17 protein-coding genes are annotated in these 20,471 nt (G+C 66.8%); 8 read left to right on the top strand and 9 right to left on the bottom strand.

The annotated features are described in order from the left end of the window. Nucleotides 1-3: 3 nt before the first annotated feature. Together GTH22_RS00355 and GTH22_RS00350 are read right to left on the bottom strand one after the other, a co-directional pair. Nucleotides 4-2,160, bottom strand: a complete 2,157-nt coding sequence (locus GTH22_RS00355; protein ID WP_252942561.1) for a caspase family protein — start codon at nt 2,158-2,160, stop codon at nt 4-6. 9 nt (nt 2,161-2,169) lie between these two features. Then, entirely contained in the window at nt 2,170-2,745 is a 576-nt protein-coding gene (locus GTH22_RS00350; protein WP_252942560.1) for a hypothetical protein, read from the bottom strand. Between the two features lie 227 nt (nt 2,746-2,972). Here GTH22_RS00350 and GTH22_RS00345 point away from each other — a divergent pair, with 227 nt between their 5' ends. Genes GTH22_RS00345 through GTH22_RS00330 form a run of 4 tightly spaced genes read left to right on the top strand, consistent with a single transcriptional unit; the run spans nt 2,973 to nt 7,875 of the window. Beyond that, nucleotides 2,973-4,262 (top strand): S1C family serine protease, encoded by a 1,290-nt coding sequence (locus GTH22_RS00345; protein WP_252942559.1) that lies wholly within the window; start codon nt 2,973-2,975, stop codon nt 4,260-4,262. Nucleotides 4,263-4,272: 10 nt separating this feature from the next. Further along, a complete protein-coding gene (locus tag GTH22_RS00340; RefSeq protein ID WP_252942558.1) occupies nt 4,273-4,995 on the top strand; it encodes a response regulator transcription factor in 723 nt (240 codons plus the stop codon). A 7-nt stretch (nt 4,996-5,002) separates the two neighbouring features. Further along, the gene (locus GTH22_RS00335) at nt 5,003-6,373 is read left to right on the top strand and encodes an ATP-binding protein (RefSeq protein ID WP_252942557.1); all 1,371 of its coding nucleotides are present in this window, start codon (nt 5,003-5,005) and stop codon (nt 6,371-6,373) included. Nucleotides 6,374-6,423: 50 nt separating this feature from the next. Beyond that, nucleotides 6,424-7,875 (top strand): patatin-like phospholipase family protein, encoded by a 1,452-nt coding sequence (locus GTH22_RS00330; protein ID WP_252942556.1) that lies wholly within the window; start codon nt 6,424-6,426, stop codon nt 7,873-7,875. A 19-nt stretch (nt 7,876-7,894) separates the two neighbouring features. Here the strand turns inward: GTH22_RS00330 and meaB are convergent, their stop codons facing one another. Next, nucleotides 7,895-8,878 (bottom strand): methylmalonyl Co-A mutase-associated GTPase MeaB, encoded by a 984-nt coding sequence (meaB, locus tag GTH22_RS00325; RefSeq protein WP_252947542.1) that lies wholly within the window; start codon nt 8,876-8,878, stop codon nt 7,895-7,897. 58 nt (nt 8,879-8,936) lie between these two features. On the opposite strand from meaB, the gene hrpB reads away from it, so the two are divergent. Together hrpB and truA are read left to right on the top strand one after the other, a co-directional pair. Next, nucleotides 8,937-11,375: an ATP-dependent helicase HrpB gene (hrpB, locus tag GTH22_RS00320; protein WP_252942555.1), complete on the top strand. Its 2,439-nt coding sequence runs from the start codon at nt 8,937-8,939 to the stop codon at nt 11,373-11,375. 35 nt (nt 11,376-11,410) lie between these two features. After that, nucleotides 11,411-12,178: a tRNA pseudouridine(38-40) synthase TruA gene (gene truA / locus GTH22_RS00315; RefSeq protein WP_252942554.1), complete on the top strand. Its 768-nt coding sequence runs from the start codon at nt 11,411-11,413 to the stop codon at nt 12,176-12,178. Between the two features lie 30 nt (nt 12,179-12,208). On the opposite strand, the gene GTH22_RS00310 is transcribed toward truA, so the two are convergent. From GTH22_RS00310 to GTH22_RS00295, 4 genes are all read right to left on the bottom strand, one after another. After that, the gene (locus tag GTH22_RS00310; RefSeq protein WP_252942553.1) at nt 12,209-12,688 is read right to left on the bottom strand and encodes a lipocalin; all 480 of its coding nucleotides are present in this window, start codon (nt 12,686-12,688) and stop codon (nt 12,209-12,211) included. After that, the gene (locus GTH22_RS00305) at nt 12,676-13,272 is read right to left on the bottom strand and encodes a hypothetical protein (RefSeq protein ID WP_252942552.1); all 597 of its coding nucleotides are present in this window, start codon (nt 13,270-13,272) and stop codon (nt 12,676-12,678) included. Before GTH22_RS00305 ends, GTH22_RS00310 begins: the two co-directional genes overlap by 13 nt. Nucleotides 13,273-13,371: 99 nt before the next feature. Further along, entirely contained in the window at nt 13,372-14,412 is a 1,041-nt protein-coding gene (locus GTH22_RS00300; protein WP_252942551.1) for an aldo/keto reductase, read from the bottom strand. A gap of 125 nt (nt 14,413-14,537) precedes the next feature. Continuing rightward, nucleotides 14,538-14,939 carry a hypothetical protein gene (locus GTH22_RS00295; RefSeq protein ID WP_252942550.1) on the bottom strand — a complete coding sequence of 134 codons (402 nt, stop codon included), beginning with the start codon at nt 14,937-14,939 and terminating at the stop codon, nt 14,538-14,540. 71 nt (nt 14,940-15,010) lie between these two features. Here GTH22_RS00295 and GTH22_RS00290 point away from each other — a divergent pair, with 71 nt between their 5' ends. Then, a complete protein-coding gene (locus GTH22_RS00290; protein WP_252942549.1) occupies nt 15,011-15,823 on the top strand; it encodes a mannosyl-3-phosphoglycerate phosphatase in 813 nt (270 codons plus the stop codon). A gap of 18 nt (nt 15,824-15,841) precedes the next feature. Beyond that, nucleotides 15,842-17,065, top strand: a complete 1,224-nt coding sequence (locus GTH22_RS00285; RefSeq protein WP_252942548.1) for a glycosyl transferase — start codon at nt 15,842-15,844, stop codon at nt 17,063-17,065. Between the two features lie 55 nt (nt 17,066-17,120). Here the strand turns inward: GTH22_RS00285 and GTH22_RS00280 are convergent, their stop codons facing one another. Together GTH22_RS00280 and cysG are read right to left on the bottom strand one after the other, a co-directional pair. Further along, nucleotides 17,121-18,866: a sugar phosphorylase gene (locus GTH22_RS00280; RefSeq protein WP_252942547.1), complete on the bottom strand. Its 1,746-nt coding sequence runs from the start codon at nt 18,864-18,866 to the stop codon at nt 17,121-17,123. Nucleotides 18,867-19,063: 197 nt separating this feature from the next. Beyond that, complete coding sequence (gene cysG / locus GTH22_RS00275; protein ID WP_252942546.1) at nt 19,064-20,470, bottom strand: siroheme synthase CysG; 1,407 nt, start codon at nt 20,468-20,470, stop codon at nt 19,064-19,066. Nucleotide 20,471: the final 1 nt, after the last annotated feature.

Here is a 20,471-nt window from a genome sequence, read left to right as displayed (position 1 = left end):
CGCTCAGCCCTCTCCCGGCACGGTATCTATCTCGAACTGCAGGATCACCGGCTCGGGGCCTTTCTTCATGCCACCGAGGGGCAGCGCGGCCCTTGTTTTCTGGCCAAAACCCGCCTCGTCCAGCAGCCCCCTGAAGCCCTCGCCACCGGTGCCGATGGCCCGCGTGCGCACCAGCGGATCCTGCTGCAGAAAGCTCAGGTCTTCTACGTCGCTCTGCTCCGCGACGGGCGAGAGGATCACCACCAGACGATCTCGGCCGAAATATTCATCCGATATTAAGGAAAGGTCTTCATTGTAGATTCCACCAGGCTGCATCCGCGCCTTGTCCATGAACGTGATGGAGTAATCGGCACCAACATAAAGCACGTTGATGTCCAGCGGTTCGTCGGTGGTGTTCTGCGCCCACACACCGATGGTATCGCCGGGGATCAACCGGGGCACGTTGCCTGCATCCATTGCGGCACGGCTACCTTCGACGATGGCCCCGGCATCAAGGTCGAACCGGGCGCGATGCAGCTCGACGGGCACACTCAGCCCGTTGCCGCCACTGGCCGCGCCGATGCGCAGCACGTTGAGCGCCTTGCCGATATGGGCAAATTGCTCGGTGAGCACCTTGGCAAGGTCGTCCGCGCTCTTGTCGCCGGTCGAAACGCTGGGCAGGCTGGAGAAGTTGAGCACAGGCGCCTCCCCCGGCGTCTGCTCCGAGCGGTCCGCCACCGGCACTTCGCCGGTGCCGTCGAGGATCCATATCGCATCGGGGCGCGGGCTCTCGGCGATCACGGCAAGGCGAATATCGGCCTCTTCGCCCGGCGCGACAAAGGAGAACCTGCCGCCAAGTTGGCCATTTCCTTCAATGGCTTGCGCGGCAACTTTCATGGCTTCATGCACCGCCCCTTCGCCCTCGGGCAGGGCAACCCGCAGGGTCAGGTCCACGCCGGTATCGACCTTGCGCAGAAAGGCACCGCGCGGCACGTCGTCCAGCGTCTTGCCGTCTTCCAGAACCGCCGTGGCGCCGAAGGTGGTTGCGCTGTCCACGGTCGCGTAGCCGATTGCATCGGCCGTGGAATCCGCCGGAGAGCCAAGCACCGCGAGCCGCTCACCACTGGCCAGACCATGGAGCGTGCCCGCCCGAAGCCGCAGCTTGGTTTCGCCCTTCTCGGCGGGCCATTGCCGCACATCGACCGTCTCGCCGGAGCCAAACACCACCCCGTCCAGATCGCCCTCGAACAGCGGCGTCGAGCGGGCGAGGTTCTTCACCGAATACTTGCGCAACACCTCCTGCCCAAGCTGGCGATAGGTGATCCCGGGGCGCTCCGCCAACGTCTCGAAGAGCGTATAGGTGAACACCCCCTGCAGCCGGTCCTTCGTCGACCGGGGCATCAGCTTTTCTGGCGTGGTTTCATTGGTTTGCGCGGCAAAGAAAGCAACAAAGGTCCCCTCTCCCTCCTTGCGTTCCTCCTCCTCCGCCACCGGCGCATCGGCCCGGTCGCGGGGGCTTTCCAACCCGCGCGAGGCACCCTCTGCATCGGTGATCGCCGCCTGCGGAACACCCAGCGCGCCGGGCTCCAGCTTGCGCATCTTCTCATCGTCCTCGCCGTTGGGCGCAGCCCGGGTGACGGTGCCCGAATGGCAACTGTCAAACACCGCCCACACGTCCGCGCCCTTCGCCCGGAGCATCCCGATCAACTCGCCGATCTCGTCATCGACCAGCGCATTCTCGACCTCGCCCACCGAGTCGTTCCACGGCCCGATATCCACTGGCAGAAACAGCTCATCCAGACCGTCGAGTTCGCTGTCGGGGTCTTTGGCCGGGGCCTGCGACCCGTGGCCAGAGAAGTGCAGATACACAAAATCACCTGGCTGCACACGCTCGGCCAGCGCCTTGAAGGCATCCCGGATCGCCTGAAGCGTGGGCGCCTGCTTGCCCTCGATCCCGTCCGCCAGCACCGTGACATGGGCCGCCTCGAAGGGGATCGAGTCGTTGGTCAGCAGGTAGGTCTGCACCAGATCGATGTCGTTCGCGGGGCCTTTCAGCCAGAACCGCTCCTCGAGGGCCGGGTAGGTCGAGGCCCCGATGAGCAGCGCGTGATTGTCGCGTGCGAGTGCCGGAAGGGCGGCCATGGCGGCCACGCCGGCAAGAAGCAAAGCCTTGAGTTTCATTGCAAATCCTCAGTTCGTCATCAGGGAATAGCGGTTCGTGCCGGCGCCCTTGTTCTCGACCTTCACGGTGAACTTCTCGCTCGTCGCCGGGCGCCAGCCGCAATAGGCAACGTCCGAAATGTCGGTGTCCGAGCACACCAGCCGGCCCTTGGCATCGTAGACATAGAGGTTGAGGTCGGAGTCGCCCCCGCCCTCCACATAGACCTCGGCATATTTGCCGCCGTCATAGGGGAGTGGCGGGTAAGTATCTGTTTTCTTGGCGGCAAGCCGGGAGATGGAATAGACCGGCCCGGTCGAGACCCCCTTGGTCCCCGCCACCCGGATATCTTCGATCACCGACAGCATCGCCTCGTCGTCGCCAGCCGCGTCCCGGGCCGCGTCGAGCATGGCTTCCCATCCCATCGGCGCCTCGCCCGAAATCGCCTCGCCCTCCCCGCCGCTGCGCGCGACCTCTTCGAGCGAAACCCCTTTCCGCAACTGGGCCGCGGCGGCCATCATCAGCGGATCCCGCGATGCCTGGCCCGCCGCGAATAACTGGCGCGACATCTCCATGGCACGGAGCGGGGGCAGCTCGTCGGCGGCCATTACGGGCGCGGCCGAGAACGAGAGGGAAAGGGCCAAAAGGCTTGCACGCAACATGAGTCTGATCTCCAGCAAGAGCAATGTTTTCGAGCCTCAGATTGCCCCGGAGCCCGGCGCCAATCAACTGCCCGAAACCGAATAACCCTTTGATGACTGGACTTGTCACGTGGCTTGGCGCGGGGCCGCTGCTAGCCATGAGGAAAGTCGAACACACCTGAAGGACCATCCAAATGCGCGCCCTCTTCCTCCCTCTCTTCCTCATCGTCATGGTCGCCCTCCCCGTCTCAGTGCGGGCCGGCGAGCTGGACCGGGCGATGGATGCCACGCTCATCGTAAAGTCCGCCGACGGGCATGACCGTTTCCTCGGCTCCGCCTTCATCTGGCGTGACGGCACTTGGGCCGTGACCAACGCCCATGTCGTCGGACGCGCCCGCGAGGTGGTGCTGGTCAGCGCCACCGGCGAACGCCGCAAGGTGAAGGTGCTGGCCCGCGACGCGGTCCGCGACGTCGCCATTCTGGCAGTCGACGGCAGCTTCGGCCCCGGGTTGGAGCCCGCCGCCGCCCCTGCCGGGCTCGGCACGCAGGTCTATGCCCTCGGCGCACCGTTGGGGATCGAGTTCACGCTCACACGCGGAATCATCTCGGCCATGGCCCGCCAGGTCGAGGCCGCCGTGCCGATCCGCCTCGTGCAGCACGATGCCGCCGTGAACCCCGGCAGCTCCGGCGGCCCGCTGGTGAACGCTCAGGGGCAACTGCTTGGAATGAACAGCCAAATTGCAGACGGCTCGCGGCATTACATCGGCGTCGCCTACGCCATCTCCGCCTCCGACCTCGCCCGCATCGTGCCCCAGCTCATCGCCGGCACCCTCAAGGAAATGCCGGCCCTCGGGCTTCAGGTGCGCCCGATCGACGAGGCGCTGGCTCAGGCTCTCGGCGTACCGGCCAAGGGCGTTCTGGTCGATAGCGTGGCAGAGGCCTCCCCGGCCGACCGTGCGGGCATCCGCCCCGGCGACGTGATCGTGTCGGTCGCGGGCCGGGAGGTGGCGGCGCCGGGCGATGTGGCCTTTGCCGTCGAGGCCGTGCTGGGCTCCGACGGGATCGCGGTGCAGCTCCTGCGGGCGGGTGAAACCGTGCTGGCCACCATGCCGCTCGATCGGGGCGAGCATATCGAAACCGCCGGGATCGACCGCGCCACCCTGCCCACGGCCCGCCCGGCCTTCACCTTCTCGAGGCTCGGCGTCCGACTTTCCGGCGCGGAAGTCACCCATATTTCCGAGAACTCCCCCGCCTACCTCGCCGGTCTCAGCCGCGGCGACGAGGTGCTGGCCGTCAACGGCAAGCCCCTCAACGAGATCGACGGCGGGCTTGCCGCCCTTCGCATCACCGAGCCCATGGTGCTCCTCGTGCGCCATGCAGAGGGTCGCACCGAGCACATCTATCTGGACCCGTGGGACAAAACTCCGCGTTTGCGCCCGGTCGGCGGTGGCAACGTGCTTGACCCCGACGTGGTGGTGCTCTGAGATGCTGGCCATGGAACAGACCGCTCCCGAGATGACCGAAACCGAAGCCACCCCGCGAATCCTCATCGTCGAGGACGACCGCGCCACCGCCGAAACCATCTGCGAGGCCGTGACCTCGCTGGGCTGCGAGCCGGTGGTGATGCGAGATTGGGAGAGCGGGTTGAAGGCCGCCCAGCTCGCGGATTTCGCCGTCATCGTGATGGACAGGATGCTGCCCGGCGGTGATGGGGTCGATGCCATCGCCAAGATGCGCGGGTTCGGCTCGCAGGCCCTGGTGCTGGTGGTCTCGGCGCTCGGCACATCGGGGGCCAAGATCGAGGGGCTGGAGAAGGGGGCCGACGATTACCTTGCAAAGCCCTTCGACGGCGACGAGCTGAAGGCCCGCCTCCGCGCGCTGTTGCGGCGCAACCAGATGGTGGTCCTCGACAATGACCTGATGGCCTTCGGCGATGTTGAAATAAGGCTCAAGGCCCGCACCGTGCACATCGGCCAGACCCACGTTTCGGTCAGCCCGAAAGAGTTTGAGCTGATTACCTTTTTCGCCCGCAATGCCGGGGAAACCGTGACCCGGATGCAGTTGCTCGAAAATGTCTGGAATCTGCACTTCGACCCGCAGACAAACGTGGTCGATGTGCATGTCGGCCGGCTGCGCCGCAAGCTCGAAACCGCGGCCGGACGTCCGATCATCCTGACCGCGCGGGGCGAGGGCTACGTGTTCTCGCCAGAGGCCTGAGCCGCCCGTGCGCAGACCTCGCGGCAAGGCCTCCCTCCGTCTCGCCCTCGGCCTCTCGGCCCTGCTGATCGTCTTTTCGCTCGGGGCCATGGCGTTGCAGTACCGGGCAACCGCTGCCGAGCTGGAGCGGCGCGAGCGGGTTCTGCTGACCGCAGACCTGGCCGGGCTGGCCGCGCTCTATGATCAACGCCGGATCATCGCGCTGCGGCAGGCGATGGAGTTCCGCTCCGTCGCCGCCCCCGAGACCGGCATGCTCTACCTGCTCGAAGGCAAGGACGGCGCGAAGCTGGCCGGCAACATCGAGACCTGGCCCGAGGGCCTGACCCCCACCACCGGCCCTATTGACGCAACCGAGCCGGTGACCTTCACGCTCGACGCAACCGGCACCCCGCAGGCCTACATCGGTGTCGCCCGCGAGCTGCGAGGCGGGTTTCCCATGCTGGTCGCCCGCTCCCGTGCACCGACCGAAGACGCGCTTGCGGCGACCCGCGCGCAGATCTTCGTCACCGCCATCGTGCTGATCGGCCTGTCGCTCGCTGCGGGCTGGCTCGCCTCGCGCTTTGTCATGCGCCGGATCGACAGGCTCAACAAGCTGGCCGATCAGGTTGCCGCCGGCGATCTTTCCGCCCGCCTACCCGGCCCCCGCGCCGATGATGAGTTTGGTGCGCTGGAGCGGCACATTCACACCATGCTCGACCGCATCGGTCACCTGACCCGCGCCCACGGGCGCCTTTCGGACACCATCGCCCACGAGCTGCGCACCCCGCTCAACCGCATTCAGGGCAAGCTGGAGCGGCTGGAGGGCGACCCCGAGGCCGTGGCCGCCGTATCCTCCGAAATCCGCGGCACCGTGCGGATCTTCGACAGCCTGCTCGAGATTTCCTCGGCCGAGGCGGCCAGTGGCGGGGGCACCGGGCTGGTGCCGGTTTCCCTCAGCAAGATCACCCGCGAAGTGGCCGAGCTCTACGAGCCGCTCGCTGAAGAAAAGGCGCTGGATTACGGCGCGGTCCTGCAGGATCCCTGCATGGTGCTGGGCGACCGCAACCTGATCGCGCAGCTCCTCTCCAACCTCGTCGACAACGCCATCAAGTTCTGCCGCGAAGGCGATGCCATCACCCTGTCGCTGGAAGAAGGCGCGGACCGGCACGTGCTGAACATCTCCGACACGGGCCCCGGCGTGCCCGAAGAGGCCCGCGAGGCCGTTTTCGAGCGCTTCGCCCGCGCCGAACGCGACCGAGAGGTTGCGGGGCACGGTCTGGGTCTGGCGCTGGTGCGGGCCATTGCCACACGCCACGGCGCCAAACTGCGGGTGCTCGACGTCAAAAAGGGTTTCTCGATCGAGATATCCTGGCCTAAGCTGCCTGCCGACATGGGGTAGAACGGGTTAGGCTCGGGGGGAAGCAACGTGCAATTACAGGCACTTGTCAAATGACGTTCGCAAAGCTTGCTGCAATCTTCGCGGCCATCAGCCTCGCCGCCTGTTCGGCCGTGAACAAACCGCTCAACCAGCCGCTCGGGGCCGATGGCAACCCGTCCCTGATCGACGAAAGCGTGATCCCCGGCGACGGTACCACCTTCATCGGCCTCGCCTTCTCGGGCGGCGGCACACGCGCCTCGGCCTTCAGCTACGGCATGCTCGAAGCCCTGCGCGACGCCACCGCCAGCCCTGGCGACCCCGATGGCATTCTCTCCGACGTGCGTCTCGTCACCGGCGTGTCGGGCGGCTCGGTCACGGCGGCCTGGTATGGCTACGCGGGCCCCGGCGGCATGGCGAAGTTTCGCGCCTATCTCGACAAGAACGGCGAGAAATACATGGCCAATTCGCCGCTCAACCCGGTGACTCTCGTGCGCGGGCTCTCGGGCGGCGCGAACGGGCGCAAGACCTTCGGGCGGTTTCTCGACGAAGAGCTGTTTCGCGGCGCCACCTTCGGAGACCTGCGCCGCAAGAGCCACGTGAAGACCTGGATCAATGCCTCCGATGTGGCCAACAACGTCACCTTCCTGTTCTCACCCGAAACCTTCGACGCGCTCTGCTCCGACCTCATGAAGCTGCCGCTTTCCGAGGCGGTCTCGGCCTCTGCCGCCTTTCCGCTGGTGTTCTCGCCCATCGTGCTGGAGGCGCACCAGAAGGGCTGCGCGTATGACGAGCCCGACTGGCTCACCGCCGCCCGCCACAACCCCGAGGCCAGCGAGGCGATGAAGGCCCACGCCCGGGCGCTCGAAAGCTACACCAACCCCGAAGAGGCGCGTTTCGTGAAGCTGCTCGATGGCGGGATCACCGACAATTTCGGCACCACCGGCCTGAACGTCGAGCGGGCCCGGGCGCAAAATGCCTATGCCCCGCTGACCGTCGAAGAGGCGGTGAAGCTGGAACGCATGCTGTTTCTTGTCGCCAACGCGGGTGTGCGGACCGATTACGGCTGGACCCAGAAACTCCCCGGCCCGGGCGGCGTGCAGCTTGCCATGTCGATCGCGACCAGCTCCATGTCGGCGGCCACGCGCACCGGCTATGACGCCATGCGCCTCACGCTCGACCGCTGGCAGGAGGCCCTCGTGGAGTTTCGCTGCGACCTTCCCGCCTCGGAAGTGCGCCGCATTCGGGGCAGTACGGCAGGTTGGGATTGCCGCGATGTGAAGCTCTTTGTCGGGCAGGTCAGCTTCGAAGGGTTGCCACCAGAGATGCAGAAGGAGCTTGATGGCATTCCCACACGGCTGCGCCTCAAGCCCGAGCAGGTTGCACTGACCATCGAGGCGGCGCGGCTCTCGACCCGGCAGAACCCCGAGTTCAACGGCTTCCTGCGGGCGAAGGAAGGCTTTTCCGGCCCGCCCGAAGGTGCCACGCCAATCGCGCCGCGCCGGATATCTCCGATTTCCAACTGATTGACGTGCAGAGAGGCGCTCACTCCCCCCGGTCGAAGCCCGACAGAACCTCTTCCGCCGCTTCGGCCGGCGTGCGCTGCCCAGTCGTCACGGCCTCTCGCAACGCGGCCATCTTCTCGGCCAGCGACGTGTTTTCCGTCAGCCGCCGCAGCAGCCCGTGGCGCACCTCCTCCTCGAACCAGTGCCGCGCCTGCTCGGCCCGCGTGGCCTCCCACAGCCCGTGATCGCGCCGCCAGCCCGACAGCGTTTCCATCTCGGCCCAGGCCTGCTCGAGCCCCGCACCCTCCACAGCCGAGACCATCAGCGCCTTCGGAAAACCCTCGGGGTCTTGCGCACGCTTGCGCAGCAGTCGCAGGGCGCCGGAATAATCGGCGCAGGTGCGGCGGGCGACGTCGAGCAGCGCGCCGTCGGCCTTGTTGACCAGCAGGATATCGGCGATCTCCATGATCCCGCGCTTCACCCCCTGCAACTCGTCACCACCCGCGGGCGCCAGCAGCAGCAGGAAGAGGTCGACCATCTCGGCCACCATGGTTTCCGACTGGCCCACGCCCACGGTTTCCACCAGCACCACGTCAAACCCCGCGCCCTCGCACAGGGCAACCGCCTCGCGTGACCGGCGGGCCACGCCGCCAAGTTGGGTCTGGCTCGGAGAGGGGCGGATGAAGGCCGAAGGATGGCGCGAAAGCCGCTCCATCCGGGTCTTGTCGCCCAGTATCGAGCCCCCCGAACGTGCCGAAGAGGGATCAACCGCCAGCACGGCCACCTTCAGGCCGCGCTCGACGAGGAAAAGACCGAAGGCCTCGATGAAGGTGCTCTTGCCCACACCCGGCGTGCCCGAAAGGCCGATGCGCAGCGCCTGCCTGCCGGCCTTGGCGACTTCGCCAACCAGCGCCGCCGCATCGGCGCGATGATCTGCACGGGCGCTCTCGACCAGGGTGATCGCCCGCGCCAGCGCCCGCCGCTCGCCCGCCATCACCCGCTGTGCCAGATCGCCCGTATCCACGCCGCTGCCCTTTCGTTTTGTCATGGTTTGCCCCGGCGCGGCGGGCTATGTCCAGCCCATGCGGAAGGTTGACGACCCCTTTGCCATTCGCCTGCCGATCGAGGAGGTGCTGCCCGAGCTTGTCGATGCGCTGTCTTCGGGCGGGCAGGCCGTGCTTCAGGCCCCGCCCGGCGCGGGCAAGACAACCGGCGTTCCTGTGGCGCTCTTCGAGGCCGGAATGGCCGACACCGGGCGCATCCTCATGCTGGAGCCCCGCCGCCTCGCCACCCGCGCCGCCGCCGAGCGGATCGCCCAGACCCTCGGGACCAAGGTGGGCGAGGGCGTGGGCTACCGGGTGCGGGGCGAGGCAAAGGTTGGCAAGGCCACCCGGATCGAGGTGGTGACAGAGGGCATCCTGACCCGGATGATCCAGAACGACCCCGAGCTTTCTGGGGTGTCGACGCTGATCTTCGACGAGTTCCACGAGCGTTCCCTTCAGGCCGACCTTGGCCTTGCGCTGGCACTGGAGGCCCGCGAGGCGCTGCGCCCCGACCTGCGCCTGCTGGTCATGTCGGCCACGCTGGACGCCGAGCCCGTGGCGGCGCTCATGGGCCGGGCGCCGGTGATCACCAGCGAGGGCCGCAGCTTTCCGGTCGAGGAGCACTGGGCAGAGGCCCCCCTGTCCGCCGGCGCCCGCCTCGAAGCACCGATGGCCGATCTGATCGCCCGCGCCATGGACGAAACCACGGGCGACATGCTGGCATTCCTCCCCGGCGAAGGCGAAATCCGCCGCCTCACCTCCGCGCTGCGCCTGCCTGACACGGTGGTGGTGATGCCGCTCTACGGCGCCCTGCCCTTTGCCGATCAACGCGCGGTCATGCAGCCCCTGCGCCCCGGAGGCAAGCAGATCCGCAAGCTGGTTCTGGCCACCTCGATTGCTGAAACCTCCCTGACCATTCCGGGCATCCGCACGGTCATCGATTCCGGCCGCGCGCGGCGGGCGCGCTTTGATCCGGGCACCGGAATGTCGCGGCTCGTGACCGAGGCCGTCAGTCGCGCAGAGGCCACCCAGCGGGCGGGCCGGGCCGGACGGATCGAGGCGGGCCGGGTGTATCGGCTCTGGACCCGGGGCGGCCATGGAGCCTTGCCGGCCTTCCCCCCCGCCGAGATCGAAGCCGCCGACCTGACCGGCCTCGCGCTCGAACTGGCCCTTTGGGGCGGCGGCGACGGGCTGAAGTTCCTGACCCCGCCGCCCGAGGGGGCGATGGCCTCCGCCCAGCGGTTGCTGCAGGATCTCGGCGCGCTCGAGGAGGGGCGGATCACCGATCACGGCAAGACCCTCTCCGCCCTGCCCGTGCACCCGCGCCTTGGCCACATGCTGGCCCTCGCCGGCCCCGGCGCCGCCCCCCTCGCCGCCCTGCTCAACGAGCGCGATCCGCTGCGCAACGCCGGGGCGGACCTGTCCAAACGCCTGAAAGCCCTGCGCAATCCCGGCACCGCGCCGGAGCCCGCTCGCCCTGCCTTCAAGCGCATCACCCAGGAGGCCAAACGCCTTGCCCGCCTCGCCGGGCCGGCCTCGGACCTTACCGAAGCCCAGGCCCTCGCACTCGCCTATCCCGACCGCATCGGCCTTCGCCGTCCCGGCGATGCGCCGCGGTTTCTGCTCTCGGGCGGGCGTGGGGCGCAGATGGGGGCCGAGGATGACCTCGCCGGGCAACGTCTGATCGTGGTGGCCGATATCGAGGGCGAGGGCCGCGATGCCCGCATTCGTCTCGCCCTGCCGATCAGCGAAAGCGAGCTGAGAACAACGCCCGGCGTGGAGCCCACCTGGCACGATGTGGCGGAGTGGTCGAAACGCGAGCGCCGCGTGGTCGCCCGTCAACAGGAGCGGCTCGGCGCGTTGGTGCTGGATGACCGGCATTGGAAGGACACCCCCGACGAGGCCCTCGCCCTCGCCGCGCTGGAGGGCATCCGCGACCTCGGCCTGCCGGTCAGCACCAAGGCGCGCCGCCTGCTCGCTCGCATTGCCCTCGTGGGCGACATGCCCGATTGCTCGCAGGAGACCCTGCTGGCCGAGGCCGAAACCTGGTTGCTCCCCTACCTTGGCCGCATCCGAACCGCCGCCGACATTGCCGCGCTCGACATCACCGAACCGCTCAAGGCCCGCGTCGGCTGGGACGGCATGCAGGCCCTCGATCGCGCCACGCCCCCCTCCTTCACCACGCCGCTCGGCCGCGCCATCGCCATCGACTACTCCGGCGAGGCCCCCGAAATTTCGCTGCGTCTGCAGGAGATGTTCGGCCAGACCACCCACCCCACGGTCGCCGGCCAGCCGCTGCGCGTCACCCTGCTCTCTCCGGCGGGCCGCCCGGTGCAAACGACCATGGACATCCCCGGCTTCTGGGCCAGTTCCTATGCCGATGTGCGCAAGGATATGCGGGGCCGCTACCCGCGGCACCCCTGGCCAGAAGACCCCACTGTGGCCGACCCGACCCTTCGCGCCAAACCGCGCAAATGATTGCGCCTCACCCCACGCCACCGTAAACCGCCGAAATGCCCCGCTACGCCCTGAAAATCGAATACAACGGCGCCCCCTATGCAGGCTGGCAGCGCCAGGCTGACCTGCCCTCGGTTCAGGGGGCAATCGAGGCGGCGTTGGCAAAGCTGGAGCCGGGGCCGCATACGATTGCTGCAGCAGGGCGCACCGATACCGGGGTGCATGGGCTCGGCCAGGTGGCGCATTGCGACATGACCAAGGATTGGGACGCCTTCCGGCTGTCGGAAGCCCTCAACTTCCACCTCAAGCCGGAGCCTGTGGCGGTGGTTGGATGTGCCGTGGTGGATGACGCCTGGCACGCGCGTTTCTCGGCACAGGCCCGACACTACCTGTTCCGCCTCGTGGTGCGCCGCGCGCCCCTGACCCATGACGCAGGGTTGGCTTGGCGGGTGATGCAGCCGCTTTCGCTGGAGGCCATGCAGATTGCGGCCAACCACCTGCTCGGGCAGCATGATTTTACAACCTTCCGCGCCTCGGAGTGTCAGGCGAAGTCGCCTGTAAAGACCCTCGACAGGCTCGATATCGAAGAGCTGGAGTATCCCGGCGGCCGCGAGTTCAGGTTTCACCTCTCGGCCCGCAGCTTTCTGCACAATCAGGTGCGCAGCTTCGTCGGCACGCTGGAACGGGTCGGGGCGGGTGCATGGGCACCTGATGATGTGAAGCTGGCGCTCGAGGCCCGCGATCGTGCCAAATGCGGGCCGGTCTGCCCGCCCTACGGGCTTTACTTACGGGCGGTGGACTATCCGGCGGACCCTTTTTCCTGAAAGGCGGCATGGCCCGGCAGAAAATGTGCCCTAGAGCCTTGCAGGCTTGAGGCGCGCCACGTCGTAGCCGGCCCACCCAAGGATTTCGCGGGCGGCCTTCAACCTGTCCGCTCCGATCTCGCCCCGGTCGAGTACGGCGCCAAACTCGCCCGATGGCGTGCCGATCACCAATGTCCGATAGTCGGCGTCGACCCAGAGCACCCACCAGGGTTCGCCCAGCCGCCCTTTCAGCCCCACCGGCGCCATCCGTCCCGGACCTGCCGGCTTGAGCATCGCCCGACCTGGCCCGCTCTCCATCGCGAGGCCCTCTGCGCCGGCCGAAAACCGGGCACGGCAGATAAGGCAGGCGCCGCTGTCGCGGAACGAGGCAACCTCGCGCCACTCGCCCTCCAGCCGGGAGGCATCGAAAAGGGCAATTGAACTGATCGGGGCCGAGGCGTCGCGGTAGGCCGTGGTCACGGGCGCAGCGGTGCAGCCTGCCAGAAGAAGCGCCGGGATCACTCGGTGCATATGTTCACCACGCGCCCGTTCTCCAAAGCATCGTAGCAGCCAAACAGCGGTGTGGCCGGGGCGCAGGTGCGTGACTTGGCAAAGCAGATGCCCTCGCAGTCCGAGCCGTCATCGCATCGCTTGTTGGCGTCCCGCGTGGGCTGAACACAGACGAAGGTGCCACCATCACCGCGCCGCACAAAGCGGCCTTTCTTCTTGGTGCATTGCGCTGCCTGCCCGGTGAGGGCGGCCGGCACCGGCGGGGGTTCAGGGGGCTGATAGATCTTGTCGGGAAGGGTCGGTGCCGGCGTTTCATCGGCGGCCTCGGGCGCCTCCTCGGCCTGCGGCAGCAGATCGTCCTCGGCGTCCGGAGTGCGGGCGGCCGAGGGCGGCTCAAGGGCCGACGATGCGGCGGGCGCAGTCTGGGCCGGCGGCGGTGCAGCGCCCTCCGGCTCGGAGCCCGGACGCGGCTTTGGGCGCGGGTCGTCCGGCCCCGCCTGCGCGGCATCGGCCGGCCCATCGGGCGCGCTGCCGCCAGGCGGGACGCATGCCGCCAAGGCGAGGCACAGTGCCAGCCCCACCGCTCCGATCCACGCCTTCTTCACTGCTGGCAGCCTCCTCGCAAGTCGCGGGGAGCCTGCCAGATATGCGTCAAAAGTCCAGCCGGAACCGCTAGATATTGGGAGCTGACGGCAAAGTGATGCTCAATAGGGCAAGGGATGATCGCGGTAGGTGCTGGCGATCCCGTCACGCAGCTCGTCGGTCAGTTTGAACTCCATGCCCGAAAGAATGTGCTGAAGCTGCGGCATCGTCGTCGCGCCAAAAATGACAGAACCCATGAACGGCCGCTCCGCCGCCCAGGCCAGCGCCATATGCACCGGATCGACCCCATGCTCCGCGGCCAGCGCTATATAGGCCTCGGTCGCGGCTTCGGCACGCGGGGTGATCCGCCCGCCCAGATCGCCGTTGATCGACGCACGACTGCCCTCGGGCCGGGCGCCGTCCGCGTATTTGCCCGTCAGCAACCCGGCCGCCAGCGGCGAGTAGGCCAGCAGCGACACCTCTTCCTGGTGCGACATCTCGGCCATGTCGGTGTCATACATCCGGCAAAGCAGGCTGTACTCGTTCTGCACGGTTTCCATCCGCGGCCCGCCCGTTTCGGCGGCGAGCTGGTTCCAGCGGGTCATGCCCCATGCGCTCTCGTTGGAGGTGCCGAAGTGGCGGACCTTGCCGGCATCGCGGATACGCGCCATCTCGGCCATGACTTCTTCCATGTTGGCCTGCGTAGCCGCGCGATCCTGCTCTTCGGGGGCAAAGGTCCAGTGCTGGCGAAAGTGGTAGGAGCCGCGTTGGGGCCAATGAAGCTGAAACAGGTCGATCACGTCGGTCTGGAGACGACGCAGGGAGCAGTCGACCGCTTCGCGCAGGGTCTCGGCATCAATGCCGCGCCCGTCGCGGGCGAGCTGGCTTGGACCGACGATCTTGGTGGCGATCAGCACATCGTTCCGGCGGCCCGATTTGGCGACCCAGTTGCCGATGATCTCTTCGGTGCCCCCCACCGTTTCGGCCTTTGCCGGGTTCACCGGGTACATCTCGGCGGTGTCCATGAACGTCAGCCCCGCGTCCAGCGCCGCGTCAATCTGGGCGTGGCCATCGGCCTCCGGGGTCTGGTTGCCGAATGTCATGGTGCCGAGGCACCAGATCGGCACTTCGAGGTCACTCTTGCCGAGCTTTTCCAGTTTCATGTGGTGGCTGTCCCTTGTGGTATTTTTTCAGGACAGCAGCCTAGTGCCCGGATGGCGGGGGGCAAGTGCGCAGCAGAGCAGAAAGTGCCGGTGCCGGAGGAGGGGCCCAACGAGTGCCCCGATCATCAGCCGGTCTTGGCGGACTCGACAGGTGCAATCGGGGTGCGTCGCGATCCGTAGGGAATGGCGTAGACAAGCCAGATTGCGCCCAGACCAAGAATGCTGCCGACGGAATAAGCGGGGATCAGCAGCAGCCAGTGAGGCACACCGATAACTGCCGCAAGCGCGGCCGTGCCGAAACCGAAAACAAGCAGGATCGCTATGTTCAAGAGCTGCACTTCAGTCTCCAGGTAGGTGCATCTGGGCAAGGCTAGCATCGAATTCGTTAAAACCGGGTTAGAGGGACACAATCCACAGGGGCATTCCATGCAGAAGTCATGGAAAACACTGGAAGAATACGCGCCGGATATCATTTTCCCAAGCACTTGATCCGCCGCGCCGCAGCACATTTTTCGGCAGAAACTCATCTTTCCATGCAATTGCGCACAGGCAATCGGGCGGTGGCCAATGCGGGCGCGACCCGCTAGGGTTTTGTCAGATGTCCAACGAATCCACACTGTTGCGCCCCGAACTGATCGTCTTCACCGATCTCGACGGCACCCTCCTCGACCACCGGGACTACAGCTTTGCTGCGGCGCAGAGTGCGCTGGAGTGCATGGCGAAAAAAAACCTGCCACTGGTGCTCGCAAGCAGCAAAACCTCGTCGGAGATGAAAGAACTGGCACAAAATCTGCCCTGCGAGCCCGCTGCGCTGATCGTCGAAAACGGTGCGGGCGTGGTCTGGCCGGGCGAAGAGGGCATCGCTGCGCCGCGCCACACGGAAATTCTGGCAGCCCTGGCCGGTCTGCCCGCTGCGCTGAGGTCGGGGTTCGAAGGGTTCTCTGATTGGGGCACAGAGGGCATCGCGCACCAGACCGGCCTTGCGCTGCGTGAGGCCGAACTGGCCGCGCGCCGGGAGTTCTCCGAACCCGGACTCTGGCGCGGCAGCGACGGCCAACGCGACGAATTTCTGGCCGCGCTGGAGGAGGCCGGTATCACCGCACGACAGGGCGGGCGCTACCTGACCCTCTCCTTCGGCGCCGACAAGGCCGACCGACTGCGCGAGGTCGCATCCCGACTGGCGCCCACGGCCCATGTCCTCGCCCTCGGAGATGCGCCCAATGACATCGGCATGCTCGAAGCCGCCGACACCGGCGTGATCGTGGCCAACCCTCATGGCGCCGGAATTGCTACACTGCCCGGCGAATCCACCGGAAAGATCCGGCGCACCACCCTGCCCGGCCCCGAAGGATGGAACGCAGCGGTGCTTGAAACCATTGTCACAGTGACCTCCGCCCACGGGCGGGCTTGATACAGGGAAGACAGAGACTTGGCCGATTTTCATCAGAGCGGCAGCGTCGCCACATTGCACAACCTGCGGACCCTCGACCCGGCCGCCATGGCCCGCGAGCTTGAGACCATCTCGGTCACGCGCAAGATCGTGCTGGTTCTGCCTTCGCTCTACTCCGAGCTGGAGGGAGAGGCCCTGCCCGCCATCATCGACGAGCTTTCCAAGGTGCGCTTCATCAGCCGCATCATCATCGGGCTGGACCGCGCCAACGAGCAGCAATACCGCGACGCGAAGAAGTTCTTCTCCCGGCTTCCGCAGGAGCACATGGTGCTCTGGAACGACGGCCCCCGCCTCACCGCCATCGACGAACGGCTTCAGGCGCTGAAACTGTCACCGCAGGAGCCCGGCAAGGGGCGCAACGTATGGTTCTGCATGGGCTATGCGCTGGCCCAGGGGGACAGTGCGGTTGTTGCGCTGCATGACTGCGATATCCTCACCTACGATACCGCCATGCTGGCCCGCCTCGTCTACCCGGTCGCCAACCCCAACTTTCCCTACCAGCTCTGCAAGGGCTTCTACCCCCGGATCGCGGACGGAAAGCTGAATGGCCGCGTCAGCCGCCTGCTGGTGAGCCCGATGCTGGTGGCCCTCAAGAAGGTGATCGGCGACCACGACTACCTCGATTACCTGCGCGGCTTCCGCTACCCGCTGGCCGGCGAATTCGCCATGCGCACCGGCATCCTGCCCGACATGCGCATCCCCTCCGATTGGGGGCTGGAAATCGGCGTTCTGTCCGAAGCCTGGCGCAACCTCAGCCCCAAGGCCGTCTGCCAGGCCGAAATCTCCGACCGTTACGACCACAAGCACCAGCCGGTGAGCGAGGATGATGCCTCCACCGGCCTCAGCCGCATGTCGATCGACATCTGCAAGGCGCTCTACCGCAAGCTCGCCACCGACGGCACGGTTTTTACCCCCAACGTCTTCCGCACGTTGAAGGCCACCTACTACCGGACCGCCCTCGACATGATCGAGATCTACGCCCACGACGCATGGATGAACGGCCTCTCGGTGGACCGGCACAAGGAGGAGACCACCGTCGAGCTTTTTGCCCGCAACATCGTGGAAGCCGGGCACATCTTCCTCGAGAACCCGATGGAGACCCCCTTCATTCCCAACTGGAGCCGGGTCTATTCGGCCGACCCGGACCTGATGCGCGACATGTCGGCGGCGATCCGCGAGGACAACGCCGAGTTCGCAACCTGATCGAGGCTCCCGGCGGCCCCGTGCCCCCGGGTGGCGCGTGATGAACCGCTCGCGGCTAATGCCGGTTGGTGATCCACCGGCACTGGTACGGCGCGAGGTCAATCTCGCCACGGGCCGCGTCGATCAGCTCGTCCGACAGCAAGTCGATCCAATCTTCTCCACCGATCAGGTTGATCGAGAAGACAGGCAGGGTGATGGTTTCGTCGGTCAGGTTGTGCAGCGCGAAGATCGACTGCGACCGATCGAGGCTCTGGCGCCAGACGCCGAAGATCCCCTCGCCCAGTTGCAGCGTGAACTGGGTGGCATTGGGGTGGAAGGCGGGCTGGCGGGTGCGGATGGAGATGCGTCGCTTGAGGCGCGTCAGCACCTGGGAATGCACGGTTGAGGGATCGTCCAGCGCCTTGCGCAGCTCGGGGTAATCCCAGCGGTGGCGGTTGATCGCCCGGTTCACGCCGGTCTTCTCCACCCCATCATGGTCGTTCGGCGTGGCCAGCAGCGAGTGGATGTAGAAGGCCGGGATCCCTTCGAGCGAGAGCACGATGGTCTGCGAACACAGGAACCGCTCGATCTGGTGTTCGTCGGGCCCCTTCACGGTGCCCTTGAGCGCCTCGAAATAGGTGATGTTCAGCTCGTAGGGCTTTTCGCCCCCGCCGGGCAGCGCGCGCATCGAGAGCAGGCCGCCATGGGCCTTCACCGCGCCGATGACCTGCTCGATATCCTCTTCCGAAAGCAGCCCTTCGGCAGGGCGCATGCCGATGCCGTCATGACTGGCGGTGAAGTTGAGGTAGGCGCAGCCGAGCTGGGCGGGCGGCATGGCCATGAGCCATTGGTTCAGCGGCCGCGAGGTGCCGGTAAGCAGGGCGTGCAGGATTAGCGGCGGCAGCGAGAAATTGTAGATCGCATGGGCTTCGTTGCGGTTGCCGAAGTAGCTCAGGTTTTCGGCGTTGGGCACGTTGGTTTCGGTCAGCAGGATCACCGGCTCGGTGGCGTAGTCGAACAGCATCCGCATCAGCCGGACGATGGCATGGGTCTGCGGCAGGTGGATGCAGTTGGTGCCGATCTCCTTCCACAGGAAGGCAACCGCATCCAGCCGGATCACCCGCACGCCGTTGTCGATATGCAGACGGATGATGCGCAGGAACTCGAGCAGAACCTCGGGGTTGGCAAAGTTCAGATCGACCTGGTCGTGGGAGAAGGTGCACCAGACGTGCTTGGGCCCTTCAGGCGTTTGCACCTCGCGCAGCAGCGACGATGTGCGCGGCCGCACGACCTGGCTGATGTCATCCTCGGGCGAGGCCTCGAAGAAGAACTTGTCGTAGGGCTCATGGCCTTGCAGGTAGTCGTGAAACCACTTGGAAAAGCTCGACACATGGTTGAGCACCAGGTCCGACATGAGTTTGAACTCTTCCGCGATGCGGTTGATGTCGGGCCAGTCGCCCACCTGCGGGTTGACCGCGCGGTAATCGACCACCGCAAAGCCATCGTCGGAGGTGAACGGAAAGAAGGGCAGGATGTGAACCCCCGAGATCACCCCCTGAAGGTAGTGGGTGAGAAAGTCACGCAGCAGGTCGAGCGGCTTGTGGTGCCCGTCCACCAGCGAGTTTGCATAGGTGATAACGAGCGTATCGGCCTCGCTCCACAGGTTGTTGCCCGCCGTGCGCGCCCGCGAGCGGGCATGGGCGCCCTCGGGCCAGAACGCCTCTTGCACCCGCGCGGCCAGATCGGCGGCGTCGTGATCGGGATAGATCTGTTCCAGCAGGCTCGCAGTTCTGGATTTGACCGAGGGAGAGGTTTTTTGCATCAGAGAGGTCCGGGTGGGAGGCATGCGTTCAGGTAAAGCATCAAAGCCAAAGCGCTTTCAAGGCGCGGGGCCCATGCATTTTGCCATGATCGGGCAGATGCCTCTTTGCTGTGCACTCCCGGGCCGGATTCCCGGATTTCCGAGGGAACTGCGCGGTGTTCGGCGGGAAAATGGGGCTGGGTGCGGGCGTTGGCAGCTCAGCCGACGGCCGCAAGGCGGGCGGGTGGCGTTGCGGCGAGCGGTTCGATCCGCGTCTTGGGGTAGCGCACGAAGATGATCGCCGGGTTGCTGACCTCCTGTTCCGCGATGGTTGCGGCCAATGCCCCGAGCCGGCAGGCGACGTGGCGCTCCTGAGGGGTCGAGACCGAGCAGACGATCTCGACCTCCGATGCCGCAGGCACCCCGGCGGCGAGCAGGCTATGCTGGATCTCGCAGGCCTTGCGCACCCCCATGTAGAGCGCCAGCGTTGTGCCCGGAATGCAGATGGTGCCCCAGTCCGGCGCGGCATCGCCATCGCGGCAGGTGCCTGTGGCCAGCACGAGGCGATCGGTCTCGCCGCGCTCGGTGAGCGAGCGGCCCATGGCGGCCCCGGCGGCAGAAGCGGCGGTGACGCCCGGCACGATTTCGACGGTGAGGCCATGTGCACGGGCAGCGGCCAGTTCCTCGGTTGCGCGCCCGAACACGCCGGGATCGCCGGACTTGAGCCGCACCACCCGCTGCCCCTTGCGGGCGGCGGCGACGATGACCGCGTCGATCCGTTCCTGCGGCCATGCGCAGGCCCCGACTTCCTTGCCGACAAAGACCCGCTCGGCGTCGCGCCGGGCCAGCTCAAGTACATCCGGGTCGACAAGGCGGTCGTAGAAGATCACATCGGCCTCCTGCAACCGCTGCACCGCGCGAAGAGTCAGCAGATCGCGCGCGCCGGGGCCCGCGCCAACGAGGCTGATCAGCCCTTCGCCGCGCTCGCCGGGCGCCCCGCCCTCTGCGATGGCCTGCTTCAGCACCTTCGCCGCCTCTCGCTCTGCCCCGGTGGCATGCAGACGGCGGGGCGCATCGGAAAAGGCCCAGCGCCAGAAGGCGCGGCGCGCGCGCGCGGGCACCTGACGGGCCACGGCCTCGCGCATCCGCCCGGCCATGGCGACAAACTCACCCAGACACGGCTCCAGCATTTCTTCCATGCGGGTTTTCACCTGCCGCGCCAGAACCGGGGCCGCGCCCTCGGTGCCGATGGCCACCACCAGCGGGTCGCGGTCGACGATGGAGGGGGTGAAGGCATCGCAAAGCTCGGGCTGGTCGACCACGTTGACAACCGCGCCCGCCGCACGGGCCATGGCGGCGAGCGCCGCGTCACGCTCGGTGCAGCCAGTGGCGATGAAAACGAGCGCGGCCCCGGCAAAGCTCTCGGGTGTGGGCGTGCCCTCGTCCTGCTCGGCCCGGCCTGCCACGACCAGCGCGGAAAGCTCATCGTCCAGCGCCTCGGCCAAGAGCACCAGCCGCGCCTCGGTTTTCAGCACCAGCCGGGCCTTCTGGGCGGCCTGCTCGCCGCCGCCCGCGATCACCACGCGGCGCCCGGCCATGCGCAGGAACATCGGAAAGGTCTTCATC

It is taken from the genome of Oceanicola sp. 502str15 (genome assembly GCF_024105635.1).
Taxonomy (GTDB): Bacteria; Pseudomonadota; Alphaproteobacteria; order Rhodobacterales; family Rhodobacteraceae; genus Vannielia.
The sequence above is the reverse complement of the archived record's forward strand: the minus strand, read 5'-3'. Positions and strand labels throughout refer to the sequence as shown.

Bases quoted from the DNA above. Each gene is read 5' to 3' on its own strand.
- GTH22_RS00355 (WP_252942561.1), bottom strand. From the start codon at position 2,160: ATGAAACTCAAGGCTTTGCTTCTTGCCGGCGTGGCCGCCATGGCCGCC.
- GTH22_RS00350 (WP_252942560.1), bottom strand. From the start codon at position 2,745: ATGGCCGCCGACGAGCTGCCCCCGCTCCGTGCCATGGAGATGTCGCGC.
- GTH22_RS00345 (WP_252942559.1), top strand. From the start codon at position 2,973: ATGCGCGCCCTCTTCCTCCCTCTCTTCCTCATCGTCATGGTCGCCCTC.
- GTH22_RS00340 (WP_252942558.1), top strand. From the start codon at position 4,273: ATGGAACAGACCGCTCCCGAGATGACCGAAACCGAAGCCACCCCGCGA.
- GTH22_RS00330 (WP_252942556.1), top strand. From the start codon at position 6,424: ATGACGTTCGCAAAGCTTGCTGCAATCTTCGCGGCCATCAGCCTCGCC.
- hrpB (WP_252942555.1), top strand. From the start codon at position 8,937: ATGCGGAAGGTTGACGACCCCTTTGCCATTCGCCTGCCGATCGAGGAG.
- truA (WP_252942554.1), top strand. From the start codon at position 11,411: ATGCCCCGCTACGCCCTGAAAATCGAATACAACGGCGCCCCCTATGCA.
- GTH22_RS00310 (WP_252942553.1), bottom strand. From the start codon at position 12,688: ATGCACCGAGTGATCCCGGCGCTTCTTCTGGCAGGCTGCACCGCTGCG.
- GTH22_RS00300 (WP_252942551.1), bottom strand. From the start codon at position 14,412: ATGAAACTGGAAAAGCTCGGCAAGAGTGACCTCGAAGTGCCGATCTGG.
- GTH22_RS00295 (WP_252942550.1), bottom strand. From the start codon at position 14,939: ATGAGTTTCTGCCGAAAAATGTGCTGCGGCGCGGCGGATCAAGTGCTT.
- GTH22_RS00290 (WP_252942549.1), top strand. From the start codon at position 15,011: ATGTCCAACGAATCCACACTGTTGCGCCCCGAACTGATCGTCTTCACC.
- GTH22_RS00280 (WP_252942547.1), bottom strand. From the start codon at position 18,866: ATGCAAAAAACCTCTCCCTCGGTCAAATCCAGAACTGCGAGCCTGCTG.
- cysG (WP_252942546.1), bottom strand. From the start codon at position 20,470: ATGAAGACCTTTCCGATGTTCCTGCGCATGGCCGGGCGCCGCGTGGTG.